The following is a 15,416-nucleotide window of genomic DNA, read 5'->3' as shown; positions in this document are numbered from 1 at the left end:
GGCCCTTGTGGCCGGCTTTCTTTTTGCCTCCTGCGCAGCGCCCGTTCGCAAAGCATCCCGTTGTGATGGTCCGTACCCACCGTTGCGGCGAAAGCATCTTGATCGGCGCAAATTCTGCAACGCCTGAAAGCCGGGCATAGGCCCGGTTCTTCGAGAGTCGTTCACCCTCCAGTTCCTTGACCGGCGGCAAGTCGCCCGAGCTTTGATCCGTTCCGGAATGGAAACGGCTGTTCGTGCAAGCGACGGGAAATTAACGAGAAGGCGATCGAGTTCGTATCGCCTTCCTTACTCCGCACGACCCTACTCCACATCTGATTACCCGGTTCGACCGGCGGCCTCCGTACGTCCTTCAAAGACGGCCGACAGGCCGCAGCGCGGACTGCCAACTTGCCGAGCTTTCGAAATCCGAGGGGCAATCTCCAGTCGCGAGGCAGACTTTCAACCGTGACGTGAAGCGCCCTGAAGAAGGATGCCATCCATACCGTTGGGAGACCTCTGATGGACAAGCGTGTCGACATCACCAATCGCGCGACCAAGGCCGTGAAGACAACCGTCGCGCATGACGGGATAACGCAAGTTCAGGTGGATGCGGGGTCTCAGGTGCGTGTCGGTGCGGCGCCATCTTCCGTGTCGTCGATGCTGCGTGAAGGCGACGATCTGGTCATCCATTTCGCAGACGGTTCGACGATCCGGCTTGAGGGCTATTTCGGATGCCCGGCCGAAGCGCTGGACCAGCTGACTTTCGTGGACCCTGCCGGCACCGGCCAGTGGCTGGTCGGCCTGAGTGAAAGCGCCTGCTTCGTGCCGGGCGACACATCGACGGAAGCGCTTACTTTCCAGACGACCCCGCTGGATGCGGCTGCCGGCGCAGGGGCTGCGGCTGCGGCAGGGGGCGGCGGGCTTGGTCTCGGCAATGCCGCGCTGATCGGCCTTGGCGTTCTGGGCGTCGGCGGCGCCGTCGCGGCCGCGACGGGCGGGCATCATCACCGCAGTGCTTCGCCTGTGGACACCACGGCGCCGGCCGCGCCGACCGTGGCGCCCAGCAATGGCAAGGCCCTCTCCGGCACGGCCGAGCCGGGTGCGACCGTCCGCATCGATCTCAATGGGGACGGCACGACCGATGCCACCGTAACCGCCGGGACGGACGGCAAGTGGAGCTATGTGCCGGGAACGCCGCTCGCAAATGGCGCGGCGGTCAGCGTAACGGCGGTAGACGCGGCCGGGAATGCCTCGACTGCGACCCGGATCGTGGTCGACGCCGCCGCCCCGGCCAGACCCTCCATCGATCCCAGCGACGGCACGGTGCTGACCGGCAGCGCCGAAGCCGGATCGACCCTTTCGATAGACCTCAATGGCGATGGCAAGGCCGATGCCACGGTGACCGCCGATGCCCAGGGACGCTGGCGCTACACGCCGGCCTCACCGCTTGCCGATGGCACTACTGTCACGGTTGTCGCGACGGACGCGGTGGGCAATGCCAGCCCCGCCGCAACGCTGACCATCGATCTTTCTGCGCCGCCGGTGCCGGCCATCGGCGCGCTCGACGACGATGTCGGGACCGTCTCGGGCGCCGTCGCCGCGGGCGGAGTGACCGATGACGCCCGGCCGACGATCCACGGCACTGCGGAGGCGGGCGCGACGGTGTCGGTCTACGACCAGGGGGTTCTGCTGGGCACCACGAAGGCGGATGCCGCTGGAAACTGGAGCTTTACGTCCGCAGCGGCCCTTTCCGATGGCGCTCATGCCATCACCGTCACGGCAAGCGACGCGGCGGGCAATGTCAGCGGCGCATCGGCAGCCTTCGGCTTTACCGTGGACACCCTCGCGCCGGCCACACCCCTGGTCGGTGCCACGGACGGCGTGACCCTTTCGGGAACGGCGGAACCGGGCGCGACCGTGGAAATCGATCTCGACGGCGATGGCCAGCCGGACGTCAGCACGGCGGCTGATGCGCAAGGCGCCTGGAGCATCACGTTGGATCCGGCGCTGGCGGATGGCACCGTAGTGACCGTCGTGGCGGTGGATGCCGCCGGAAATGCCTCACCCGCCGCGGCCGCGACGGTGGACCGGAGCGTCGACAGCACGCCCCCCGCCGTGCCCGGGAATGACGCCCCCAGCGACGATGTCGGCGCGATTCAAGGCGCCTTTGTCAGCGGCGGCGTGACGGACGATCCCACGCCGACCTTCTCCGGCTCCGGCGTCGAACCGGGCGCGACGATCACTGTCTATGACAATGGCGCAGCGATCGGCACGGCCGTGGCCAATGGTAGCGGAGACTGGACCTTCACGCCACTGCTCGCCCTGGGGGAGGGCGCGCACAGCTTCGCCTTCACGGCGACCGATGCCAGCGGCAACGAAAGTGCACCGTCGGCGGCTTTCGCATTCACGGTGGATACGATCCCGCCGGCGATTCCCACCGCTGCGCCCAGCAATGGCGCCGGGCTGCTGGGTACGGCCGATCCGGGGACCGCAGTCAGCATCGATATCGGCGGCGATGGCACGGTGGATGCCGTGGTGCAGGCCGATGTCGACGGGAACTGGGCCTATGTGCCGGGCACTCTCATCCCCGACGGCACGCCCGTCAGCATCGTCGCGGGCGATCCGGCGGGCAATGCTTCGCCCGCCGTCATCCTCGTCGTGGACGCGAGCGTGCCCGTGGCGCCGACCATCGATGCCGCGATCGACAATCTTGCCGGCAATACCGGCCTGATCGCCAGCGGCGGGACCAGCAACGATCCCACCCTGACCCTGGCCGGATCCGCTCCGGCAGGCTCCACCGTCTCGATCCGCGATGGCGGGGTCTTGCTGGGCACGGCGATTGCAGATGGCTCGGGCAACTGGAGTTTCGTCACGGCCAGTCTGGGGGAGGGCGCGCATCGGTTCTCGATCACGTCGCTCGACGGAGCAGGCAACCTTGGCGGCCCGTCCTCGGACTATGCGGTGACGCTGGATCTCACGGCCCCGGCCGCGCCCACTCTCAACCCCACTGACGGGGTGACGGTTTCCGGCACGGCGGAGGCCGGGGCTGTCGTCACGGTCGATACCAACGGCGACGGTGCCGCCGATGCCACGACGATCGCGGCCGGAGACGGACGCTGGAGCGTGACGTTCACGCCGGGCCTTGCGGAGGGCACCACCATTACCGTGGCCGCGCGCGATGCAGCGGGGAATTCGTCGCCCCCGGCGACCGAAACGGTCGATACCACCATCGACAGCACCCCGCCGCCCGTCCCTGCCATCGGCAGCGCCACGGACAGCGCCGGCCCCGATCAGGGCACGCTGTCCAGTGGCGATACGAGCGACGATACGACGCCTCTGCTCGCCGGCACGGCGGAGCCGGGCGTGCTCGTGTCCATCTACGACAGTGGTGTGCTGCTCGGCACGACGCATGCGGACAGCATCGGTGCCTGGACGTTCACGCCGACCTTGGCGGAAGGCGCCCACAGCCTGACCGCCACCACGACGGACGGCCTCGGCAACGAGAGCATGCCGTCGACGGCCTTCGTCCTGACGGTCGACAATACGCCGCCACCAGCCCCGGTGATCGAGGCGTCCAATGGCGCCATCCTCCGCGGAACCGCGGAAGCAGGCGCCATGATCGGCCTGGACTTCGACAGTGACGGCACGGCAGACCAGACCGTGCAGGCCGATACGGACGGCCGCTGGAGTTACACGCCCGCCACGCCGCTGGCGGATGGCGTCGTGGTCCATGCGACGGCCACCGATGCGGCCGGCAATACTTCTGCCGGGGCTTCGATCACCGTAGACCGGCAGCCACCTGCCGTCCCGGCCTTCACAGCCTTCACGGATGATGTGGGTTCGTCGCAAGGCACACTGGCCGATGGTGCGTCCACCGACGACCGGCAACCGGCCATCTCCGGCTCGGCCGACCCCGGCTCCACGGTCTCGATATACAACGGCGGCACGCTGCTCGGGACCGTTCAGGCCGATGTGGGCGGCCTCTGGACCTTCACGCCCAGCATCCCGTTGGCGCAAGGAAGCCATGCCTTCACGATCACGGCCACGGATGCCGTCGGCAACAGCAGCGCATCCTCGGCATCTTTTGCGCTGACCATAGACACCGTGGCGCCGGCCGCGCCCGTCATTACGTCCGTCGCGGACGATGTCGGGGACAGTCAGGGCCCGGTCGCGAACGGCGGTTCGACCGATGACGCCGTTCCTGCCCTGACCGGAACAGCGGAGGGCGGGTCCTTCGTGTCGATCTACGACAATGGTGTCCTGCTCGGCACGACCAGCGCCAATGGCTCCGGCGCCTGGAGCTTCACGCCCGGTTCCGCCCTGGACCAGGGCAGCCACACTTTCGTGGTCACCGCGCGCGACGCAGCGGGCAATCTCAGCCCACAGTCCGCCGCTTACGCCGTAACGATCGACAGCGGCTCGCCCGATGCCCCCGAAATCAGCGGCGCCACCGATAATATCGGTACGGAGCAGGGCTTCGTGGCCAGCGGCAGCACCACTAACGATACCCAGCCCAGCCTGATCGGCACGGCGGATCCCAATGCCGCGGTCACGATCCTGCGCGGCGGCGTGGCCGTCGCCACCGTCTCGGCCGATCAACTCGGCATCTGGCGCTACACGCCCAGCGCACCCCTCTCGCAGGGGACTTATGCCTATACCGCGCGCAGCAGCAATGCAGCGGGCACAGCGAGCATCGTTTCCGCCCCCTACCTCATCACGATCGACACCGCGCCGCCCTCCGCGCCGGTGTTCCAATCCGCGGTGGACAATGTCGGCTCGCGCCAGGGCCTGCTGCTGACGGGCGCCATCACCGATGACGCGGTGCCGGTGCTTTCGGGCACGGCCGAGCCTTTCTCGACCGTCACCGTGTTCGACAATGGCAACGCGATCGGCACCGTGGCGGCCAGCATCACCGGCGCCTGGAGCATCTTCCCCAGTCCGGCGCTCGTGCAGGGTACGCATGTCTTCACGGCGATCGCGACCGATGCTGCTGGAAACGCCAGCGGTGCATCATCGCCATTCACCCTGACCGTGGACACGACCCCGCCCGCCGCGCCGGTGATCGCGCCGAGCACGGGGGCAACGCTGACCGGCACGGCGGAGCCCGATGCCACGGTCAATCTCGACCTGGATGGCAACGGCACGGTGGACGTTCAGGTGACGGCGAACGGTTCCGGCGTCTGGACCTACAGCCCGCTCCTTCCTCTGCCGGACGGTGCGACGGTCATCGGGACAGCCACGGATGCGGCGGGCAATACTTCGGCCTCGCGCAGCCTTGTGGTGGACAGGACCCCTCCGGCAGCTCCGGTCATTACCAGCGCGGTGGACGATCAGGGCCCGCAAATGGGTTCCGTCGCCAACGGCGGGACGACGGACGATACTTTGCCCCTCATCACCGGCACCGCCGAGGCCGGGTCGACCGTTACGGTGTTCGATAACGGCGTCGCCCTTGGCCAGGCGCTGACAAGCAATACCGGCACCTGGACCCTCGCGCTCACGACGCCGCTTACGCCGGGAAGCCATGTCTTCGGCGCCAGAGCGACCGATGCGACCGGAAATCTCAGCCCGGCGTCGAGTGCCTATACGATCACGGTCGATACCGCGATCCCGGCCGCACCGGTGATCGGCAGCGTGACCGACGCCGTCGGTTCGGCCCAAGGCAATGTCGCCACGGGCGGCCGCACCGATGATTCCCAGCCCGCCATCGCCGGCACATCCCCGGCCAACGCCACGGTCCTGGTCTATGCGGACGGGGTGCAAGTCGGGACGGCGCTTGCCAACGGTTCAGGGATCTGGAGCCTGATCCCATCGGTGCCGCTAGGCAATGCGACGCATGTGCTTACGGCCGTTGCCCTCAATGCCGCAGGGAATGCCAGCCCGATATCGAACAGCTATGTCGTGACGGTTGACACGGCAGCCCCCGCGGCGCCGAGCATCGTTTCGGTCACGGACAATGCACCGGGCGTTCTGGGCACCGTGCCCGCGGGCGGCCTTACCAACGACGCCTCGCCTACCATCGCCGGCACGGCCGAGCCCAATGCGACCGTCACGATCCTCGCCAACGGAGTGCAGATCGGCACGACGCTTGCCGACGGATCGGGCGCCTGGACCTTCACGCCGAACCTTGCGGACGGGGCGCAGACGATCATCGTGCGCTCCACGGATGCGGTCGGCAATGTCGGGCCCGATTCCTCTTCGTTCAGCTTCACCATCGATGCCACGCCGCCGCCTGCGCCGGTCGTGGCCCCCAGCAACGGGCAGGCAAGCCTGACCGGAACGGCGGAACCGAACGCCATCGTCAGTATCGACATCGGCAACGACGGCTCCGTCGAAGCGCAAGTCCAGGCAAATGGGGCAGGCGCGTGGAGCTATACCCTGCCGACCACCCTGCCCAACGGGACGACGGTGGCAGTGACGGCCGGCGATGCGGCAGGCAACCTGTCCGGGAAGACCGTGGTCACGATCGATGCCCTCCCACCCGGCACGCCCGCACTGGCCGTGATTACGGATAACGAGGATCCGATCCGGGGCAACGTGCCGGTCAACGGCTTCACCAACGACACATCGCCCGAGTTCACCGGAACCGCGGATTCTGGCAGTCTCGTCACGATACTCGACAACGGAACGCCTATCGGCACGGCTGTCGCGGACGCCTCGGGGGCCTGGACCTTTACACCTTCGACCGTGCTCGCCGGTGCGAACCATGCCATCACGCTGACCGCGACGGACGCGGCCGGCAACGTCAGCGCGCCCTCCACATCGTTCGCCTTCACTCTGGATACCAATGCACCGCCCGCCCCGCTGATCCAGCGGGTAGAGGATTTCACTGCCCCACAGACGGGCACGGTGGCGGATGGCGGTTCCACCAACGATACCCAACCCTTGATCGAAGGTACGGCAGAGGCCGAGGCGACCATTACGCTTTATATCAATGGCACCATCGTCGCGACGACATCGGCCGCGCCGAATGGAGCATGGTCCTTCTCGCCAAGCCTCCCGCAAGGCAGCTACAGTTTCGTGGTCACGGCAACCGATGCTGCCGGCAATGTCAGCCCGCCCTCTGCGGCTTACGATATCGAGGTCGACACCACTGCGCCCGGCGTGCCCGCGCTCAACGCCACGGACGGAACGACCGTTTCGGGCACCGGCGATCCTGGCGCCACTATCGAACTCGACGTCGATGGCGACAACGCGGCGGACGCGACGACCACGGTCGACAGCTTCGGCCAGTGGAGCGTCACTTTTGCGCCGGGCCTGAATGACGGCACGACGGTGACCGCCGTTGCCGTGGACCCTGCGGGCAACCGTTCGGGCCCTGCCAGCGAAGTGGTGAACACGTCGATCGACACCACGCCGCCGCCGATCCCCGCTACCCCCCTTGTCGCGGACGATGTGGGTACCACTCAGGGACCGATCGGCGCGGGCGGCACCACGGACGATAATCGCCCGGAAATCCACGGCACAGCGCAGGCGAACAGCCTTGTCACGATCTTCGACAACGGCGTCCAACTCGGCACGACCACTGCTGACGGCGGGGGCATCTGGACCTTTACCCCGGTGGTGCCGCTGGCGGACGGTGCGCACAGCATTACCGCCACAGCCTCTGAAAGCGGTCTCCAGAGCCTGAACAGCGAACCGCTGGCTTTCGGTGTCGATACCATCCCGCCAGGCGCACCCACGATCGACGCCAGCAACGGCTCGGTGCTGACCGGCACCGCCGAGGCGGGCGCCACGGTCCGGCTTGACCTGGACGGGGACACTGTTTCGGACGTTTCGGTGCTGGCGGACGGCAGCGGTCACTGGACGTATACGCCTGTCACGCAGTTGGGCGGCGGCGTTATCGTAAGCGCAACCGCGGTCGATCCGGCGGGCAACAGTTCGCTGCCTACCGCCACGACCATCGATCGCACGCCTCCTCCCACGCCCGCGATAGCCTCGGCAGCCGACAATGCGGGTGTGGTGATGGGGCCTGTCGCCAGTGGCGGCTCGACGGACGATACCACGCCGACCCTGTCCGGCACGACGGAGCCCGGTGCCACGGTCTCGGTCTACGACGGTGGGGTGCTGCTCGGCACGACGGCGGCGGGCCCTTCCGGGACCTGGTTGTTCACGCCTTCCGCGCCGCTCGGCCAAGGCAGCCATAATTTCACCGTGACGGCGACCGATGCCCTCGGCAATGTGAGCGGCGGCTCGGCGCCTTATGTGGTGACGGTGGTGACCAATGCGCCGGCCCCGCCGGTGATCGCCAACGCGGTGGACGATATTGGATCGATCCAGGGTTCGGTAGCATCCGGTGGCTCGACCGACGATGCCCGGCCGACGCTGAGCGGTTCGGCTGCGGCGAATGCCATCGTGTCGATCTACGAAGGAGCAACGCTGCTGGGCACGACCGTCAGTGATGGCGGGGGGCAGTGGATCTTCACGCCTCCCGGCGCGCTGGGCACCGGGCAGCATGGGTTGACCGCCACGGCCACGGACGCCGCGGGCAACCAGAGCGGGTTGTCCAATATCTATACGCTCACCGTGGACACGGCCGCACCGGCCGTTCCGGTGGTGACGTCGGTGGCGGACGATGTGGGATCGGTGCAGGGCAGCCTTGCCCCCGGCGCGACGACCGACGATGCCCGGCCCACGCTGACCGGCACCGCGGAAAACAACGCCGTGATCTCCGTTTATGACGGTGTCGTCCTGATCGGCACCACCACCGCCGATGGCTCCGGGCGCTGGAGCCTCACTCCGGCCGCACCGCTTGGAACCGGCCCGCATTCGCTTACGGTGACGGCCACCGATGCCGTCGGCAACACGAGCGGGGCGACAGCCGCCTTCGCCCTGACGGTCGATACGACGCCGCCGGCGGCGCCCACGATCAGCACCGCAAGCGACGATGTCGGCACGCGGCAGGGTCCGATTGCCAACGGCGGGGCAACCGATGACGGTACGCCTGCCCTGACCGGCACGGCGGAGGCCAATTCCACGGTCTCGATCTACAACAATGGCGCCCTGCTGGGGACCGTGGTGGCGAGCGGCAGCGGCGCATGGAGCTTCACCCCGCCTACCGGCCTGCCGGACGGCCTGCACAATTTCACGGCCACGGCGCGCGATGCGGCTGGCAACATCAGCCCCGCCTCGGCGGCCTATGCGGTGACCGTGGACACCACGCCGCCGGGCGCGCCGACGATTTCCTACGCCGCCGACGATACCGGCCCGATCACTGGAAACGTGGTCAACGGTGCGCCCACGGACGACACCCGGCCGACGCTGGTGGGCACGGCGGAGGCCAATTCCACGGTCTCGATCTACGAAGGCGCAAACCTGCTGGGCACGGCCGTGGCTGACGGTTCCGGTGCCTGGAGCTTCACGCCTTCCGTGGCTCTGCCGCAGGGCGAGCACAGCTTCACGGCCAGGGCGACCGACGCCGTCGGCAACCAGGGCCCGGCCTCCGCGACCTTCCTTGTCTGGGTCGACATCGTGGCCCCTGCTGCGCCGACGATAGCCACTCTGTTCGATGATGTCGGCACGGTGCAGGGGCCGGTCGCCAGCGGGGGTGTGACGGACGATACGCTGCCGCTGCTGCGCGGCACGGCTGAAGTGGGATCGACAGTGACGATCTCGGCCAATGGGGCGGCCCTGGGCACGACCACGGCTGACGCCGGGGGCAATTGGAGCTTTGTGCCGGTCGCTCCGCTGGCGCAGGGAACCTATACGTTCACGGCCATCGCCACCGATGCTGCGGGCAATCCCGGTGCGGCCTCCAACAGCTTCGTCGTCACTGTCGATACGGCGCCTCCGGCGGTTCCGGTCATCTCCTCGATCGTGGATGACCTGGCGCCCAATACCGGCGTGGTCGCCAATGGGGGATCCTCGAACGATTCGGCGCCGCAACTGATCGGCACCGGGCCTGCGAACACGACGGTGATCGTCTATGACAACGGCGTGGCGCTCGGCTCGACCGTCACCAATGGTTCGGGCGCATGGACCTACACGCCGGCGGGCGGGCTGGGGGACGGCGTCCATACCTTCACCGCGGTAACGGTCGATGCTGCCGGGAACGCCAGTGCGGCTTCCAACGCCTATGCGATGACGCTGGACCGGACGCCGCCTTCGGCAACGATCGCCATCACCACGCTGGTGACCGATACCGGCACCACGGGCGACTGGAGCACTTACGATCACAGCCCGACGGTAGGCGGCACGCTCAGCACCGCGCTTGCAGCGGGCGAGACCGTTCAGGTGCGGCTGGATGGCGGCGATTGGGTGACAGCAGGCACTTCCGGCCAGAGCTGGTATTACGGTCTCGGCACCGTTTCCACCGGATCGCATGCCTTGGCTGTTCGCGTCGTCGACGCGGCAGGCAACGTCGGCAGCAGCGCTGCGCAGACGGTGAACGTCACCGCCGTGCCGGAACTGGCGCCGATGGTGCAGGCCACCAATGGATCATTGCTCGGACTGGTGGGGCTTGAAGCGCTGAACCTGATCGACCTCGGCGGGCAGTCTCTGACCGCCGTGGATCCGAACAACAATCTCAAGACCGTGCAGGTGCGCTACGCTCCCACCCTGTCTCTTGCATTGGGGGCCTATACGCTGACCGCGTCCTCGGCTCTGGCCGCAGAGCTTGGCTTGCAGGTTCAAATATCGAACTCCTCGGGCATTCTGGGCATTCTCGGGCCGTCCTCCACCCTGACCATCACGTCACTCAGCGGCGGGGCGATGGACAACATGGCGGTGAACGAACTGCTGAACACAGTCCATTTCACCCAGAACCTCACGCTTCTGGGGCTGGATGTCCTGAGTGCGACGACGATCTCCGCCACCGACATGGCCGGGCTGAATGCCAGTGCCTCCACGGGGACGCTGCTGGATGTCAGCCTCCTCAACGCCGGTGGCTCTTCCACGTTGTTCGAAGGCACGTCCGGCGCCAATACCCTGAACGGATCGGCTGGAAACGATCGGCTCTACGGCTACGGTGGCAACGACACCTTGAACGGAAACGACGGGAACGATCTCCTGCGCGGCGGGGCAGGCGCCGATAGCCTGAACGGCGGCGCCGGCGACGACACGCTGGTCTACGATGCGGCCGACACGCTGATTGACGGCGGCGCGGGGACCGACACGCTCCTGATCGCCAGTGGCACGGGTGCCGTGCTGAACCTCGACGCGGTATCCAACATCCGCAACGTCGAGCGGATCGATCTGGGTACGGGCGACGCGGGACGGCAGATCACGCTCACTGAAGCGGGGGTGCTGCGCGCGACGGACAGCCATCACCAACTCACGGTGACGGGCGACGGTAGCGACCGGGTCACGATGTCCGGCGCGGTCTTCCAGGGCCAGACCCTTATCAATGGGGAGGCTTATAATCACTACACGCTGGGCGTGACGGACATCTACGTCGACCACCCGGTGCTGGTGGTTGTCTGACGGGGCGAGCGGCGGTTACCCGGATTTCGCCGAGTAGCCGCTGCCATATCGGCTTGGACGAAGAGGGGACACCAAGCCGGCGCGGCGCGGCGTCTCGATTTTCTCGCGTCTGGTTGTCACTGGCGCGGTCTTGAGCACACCGCCGCTTGAGGAGCCGAGCCGTCCTGGCCTCCGGCATGTGTTGGGAGCGCAGATGAGCGGTGAAAGCCGACGCGTTTACATGAGCCGTGCTTCTTTTCCGTGATTGCGGAGAGGAGAAAGCGGAGCGGGCATCCACACTCTGGCCGTGAAGCCTCGGTAGCTTCGCAGATTCCCAACCACGATGGTCGAGCCAGAGTATTGCGGTTGCTGCTCGGGTGACAGGCTCGTCGACCCCGTTGTCGCGAATACGCCGTGTTCCTCCAGCCCCACGATCACCGTCATGGTGCGAGAGGTTCCGTGGACTGCCCACCACGGTAGCGACCGGCGGGATGGCCGGCCGAGTTTGAATCGGCTCAGCGCTGTTAAAGCGGACCCGAATGCCCTCCGAGCCAAATCCTCACGGCGCCAACGGCAAAGGGGCGCAAGACCGTTAAGCCTTGCGCCCCCTCCTGCATTCTCCCGAAGGAGAACTCATGTTCCGGGATGTCTGTTCCGTCAGGCGCCCTGCGGGGTGGCGCTGCCGGAGAAACGGCGGCCAGCCTTGGGGATCGAAGAGCCGGTCAGCGGTCGCGGTGCACCGGGGCCGCGCGGCTCGCTGGGACGATCGAGCTTGCCGGTTTCCAGCAGCTGGTTGATCTCGTCGCCCGAGAGCGTCTCGTATTCCAGCAGGGCCTGGGCCAGGGATTCCAGCTGCTCGCTATATTCGTTGAGCAGCTGCGTGGCGCGGGCATGGGCATTGTCGACCAGGCCGCGGATTTCGCTGTCGATCAGCTTGTTGGTGTCCACCGAACTCATGGTACGCTGAGTGCCGCCCATACCAAGGTAGCCTTCCTGGCTTTCCTCGTACTGGATCGGCCCCAGCTTGTCCGACATGCCCCACTTGGTGACCATGTTGCGGGCCAGGCTGGTGGCGTACTGGATGTCAGACGAGGCACCCGACGAAACCTTGTCGTAGCCGAAGATGATCTCTTCCGCCACGCGGCCGCCCATGGCAACCGAGAGGTTCGCCAGCATCTTGTCGCGGTGGTACGAGTAGCTGTCACGCTCCGGCAGGCGCATGACCATGCCCAGCGCGCGGCCGCGCGGGATGATCGTGGCCTTGTGGATCGGGTCGGATGCCGGTTCATGCAGCGAGACGAGCGCGTGGCCGGCCTCGTGATAAGCGGTCATCTTCTTCTCGTCGTCGGTCATGACCATCGAGCGGCGTTCCGCGCCCATCATGACCTTGTCCTTGGCGTCCTCGAACTCCTGCATGGCGACCAGGCGCTTGTTGCGGCGCGCGGCGAGCAGGGCGGCTTCGTTGACGAGGTTGGCCAGATCGGCGCCCGAGAAGCCCGGCGTGCCGCGCGCGATCACGCGCGGGTTGACGTCGGGCGCCAGCGGCACCTTCTTCATGTGCACGGCCAGGATCTTCTCGCGGCCTTCGATATCCGGCACCGGCACCACGACCTGACGGTCGAAGCGGCCCGGGCGCAGCAGCGCGGGATCCAGCACGTCGGGGCGGTTGGTCGCCGCGATGATGATGATGCCCTCGTTGGCCTCGAAACCGTCCATTTCGACCAGAAGCTGGTTCAGCGTCTGCTCGCGTTCGTCGTTCGAGTTGCCGAGGCCGTGACCGCGATGGCGGCCGACCGCGTCGATTTCGTCGATGAAGACAATGCAGGGCGCGTTCTTCTTGGCCTGTTCGAACATGTCGCGCACGCGGCTGGCGCCGACGCCCACGAACATCTCGACGAAGTCCGAGCCGGAGATCGTGAAGAACGGCACGCCCGCCTCACCGGCGATGGCACGGGCGAGCAGGGTCTTGCCGGTACCCGGCGAACCGACCAGCAGCGCGCCCTTCGGGATCTGGCCGCCCAGCTTGGAGAAGCGGGTGGGATCGCGCAGGAACTCGACGATTTCCTCCAGTTCCTCCCGCGCTTCGTCGATGCCGGCGACATCGTCGAAAGTCACGCGGCCCGAACGCTCGGTCAGCATCTTGGCTTTGGACTTGCCGAAGCCCATCGCGCCGGAACCGCCGCCCTTCTGGACCTGGCGCAGCGCGAAGAACGCAATGCCGACGATCAGCAGGAAGGGAAGGGTCTGCGCGAGGATGTAGACGAGCAGGCTGCCTTCCTCGGGCGTCTTGCCGGCATATTGCACGCCGCTCTGCTGAAGCAGCGGAGTCAGCGTGGTGTCGCCGGGGACGGGGACGGTGCGGAACGTGTCGCCGTTCTTCATCTTCCCATCGATGCTGTCCTCTCCCACTTCCACGCTCTGGACGCTGCCTTCGGCAACTTTCGCGCGGAAATCGGAATAGGCGATCATGGGCCCGCTCTCGCTGCGGGTGTTGAACATGGATACCACCATGAGGAGCGCGAGAAAGATGCCGCCCCATACGAGCAGGCTCTTGACCCAGGGATTGCCGCTAGGCTGATCGTCGTTCATCTTGGGAGAAACCGTCCTTTCGCCCGCCAATGTAGGGTCGGGCGGCTGAATCGCAAGTTAGCAGAGCCAGTCAGTGTAATCGTTTCGGCTCCGAGATGCGACATTGCTGATCATTCCGCTTCGGCAAAACGGCTTGGCGGCAGGTGAAGGGTCATTTTTGCGCCGCTGCGACCCGAATCGCAGGGCAGATTTTCCAGCGTGAGCCGGGCTTCGAGCTGGCGACTCAGGACACGGGAAATCCGCAACCCGATCGATTCGGCATGGTCGGGCTCGAAGTCCGGCGCCAGGCCCGCGCCGTCGTCTTCCACGCTGAGGGCGATGCCTTCGCTCTGGCGGCGCACGTCGATGCGAATGAGGCCGCTGTCGCGCGCAGCCAGGCCGTGTTCCAGCGCATTGGCCATGGCTTCGGAGAGAATCAGGGCCACGGGCACGGCGGCATCGGGCCGCAGTACGATGCCGGGCTCCACGGCGACCTTGCAGGCGATGTCTTCCCGGCCGCTCGAATCCATGACTTGTCCCGAGAGATCGTGGACGAAGCGGTCGAGCGGCACGAGTTCGCCGTCCGGTCGATAGAGCTGGCGCTGGATGCGGCCGATCACCTGCAACCGGCCGGCGGCATTGGCGATGGCGCGGCGGGCGGTCGGTTCCTCCAGCCCGCGCAATTGCAGCGACAGGACGGCGCCGATCATCTGCAGGTTGTTGCCCACCCGGTGCTGAAGCTCCTGGAACAGCAGCTCGGTACGTTCCGCCAGCACGCCGCGCTCTTCGGCCAGCAGGCGGACTTCCTCCTGCGCGAGGTGAAGGCGCGCGTTGAACCGTTGCATCAGATGCACGAGGGCGATGTCTACCGCCACCACGCCGGTGTAGAAGGCCAGCGAAACCAGCGACTTGTAATCTAGCGCCAGCCCGAAACGGGGCGGGATGAACAAGTACCAGGCAAAGAACCCGCAGATCACCGCAGCCATGATACCCGGCCGGGGGCCGAAGAGGAACGAGGACAGGATCACGGCGGGAAAGAACGTGAGATAAGGATAGCCCGGCGGAAAGGCGGCATCCAGTTCCCACCGCAGCCAGGCCGCCAGGATGCAGAGCGCCACCGTGGTGCCGTAGCGCACCAGTGGCCGCTCCGGGATCAGGGGCAGCCGTTCGATGAACGGGGTGGAGAACAGCACTGGTCGGTTCATGTCGGGCAAGTCTCTCGCTTCGCCGGGAGCAGCGAGTGTCCGTCCGGGCTGCGCGGGGATGTGTGCGTGCTGTATCCTCCCCGGCGCAAGCGGAAGGCGATTTCCATCAAGCCAATGACGCGTGGTGGGCGCGCTGGTTCCCTGCGGTTCGGGCATTCGGCGCGGTTCTCGCCGATTTCGCTCCGGCGTGCAGCGCTCTTGCTCTCGCGGGCGGTTTGTCGGAGGTAAGGCGCCGGAGGGCCGGGCACTGGCGTGGCAACGGCCCGG

The 15,416-nt window shown here is 66.9% G+C and carries 3 protein-coding genes; 1 reads left to right on the top strand and 2 read right to left on the bottom strand.

Features of this window, described 5'->3' with window-relative positions:
* Positions 1-498: 498 nt before the first annotated feature.
* Positions 499-11,397, top strand: coding sequence for an Ig-like domain-containing protein (locus EDF58_RS16190; protein WP_132267449.1), 10,899 nt, complete (start codon positions 499-501; stop codon positions 11,395-11,397).
* A gap of 636 nt (positions 11,398-12,033) precedes the next feature.
* On the opposite strand, the gene ftsH is transcribed toward EDF58_RS16190, so the two are convergent.
* Positions 12,034-13,965, bottom strand: a complete 1,932-nt coding sequence (gene ftsH, locus EDF58_RS16185; protein WP_132267447.1) for an ATP-dependent zinc metalloprotease FtsH — start codon at positions 13,963-13,965, stop codon at positions 12,034-12,036.
* A gap of 110 nt (positions 13,966-14,075) precedes the next feature.
* The gene (locus tag EDF58_RS16180; protein WP_132267445.1) at positions 14,076-15,149 is read right to left on the bottom strand and encodes a DUF4118 domain-containing protein; all 1,074 of its coding nucleotides are present in this window, start codon (positions 15,147-15,149) and stop codon (positions 14,076-14,078) included.
* Positions 15,150-15,416: the final 267 nt, after the last annotated feature.

It is taken from the genome of Novosphingobium sp. PhB57 (genome assembly GCF_004342985.1).
GTDB lineage: Bacteria > Pseudomonadota > Alphaproteobacteria > Sphingomonadales > Sphingomonadaceae > Novosphingobium.
This window is presented reverse-complemented; position numbering and strand designations above follow the sequence as displayed.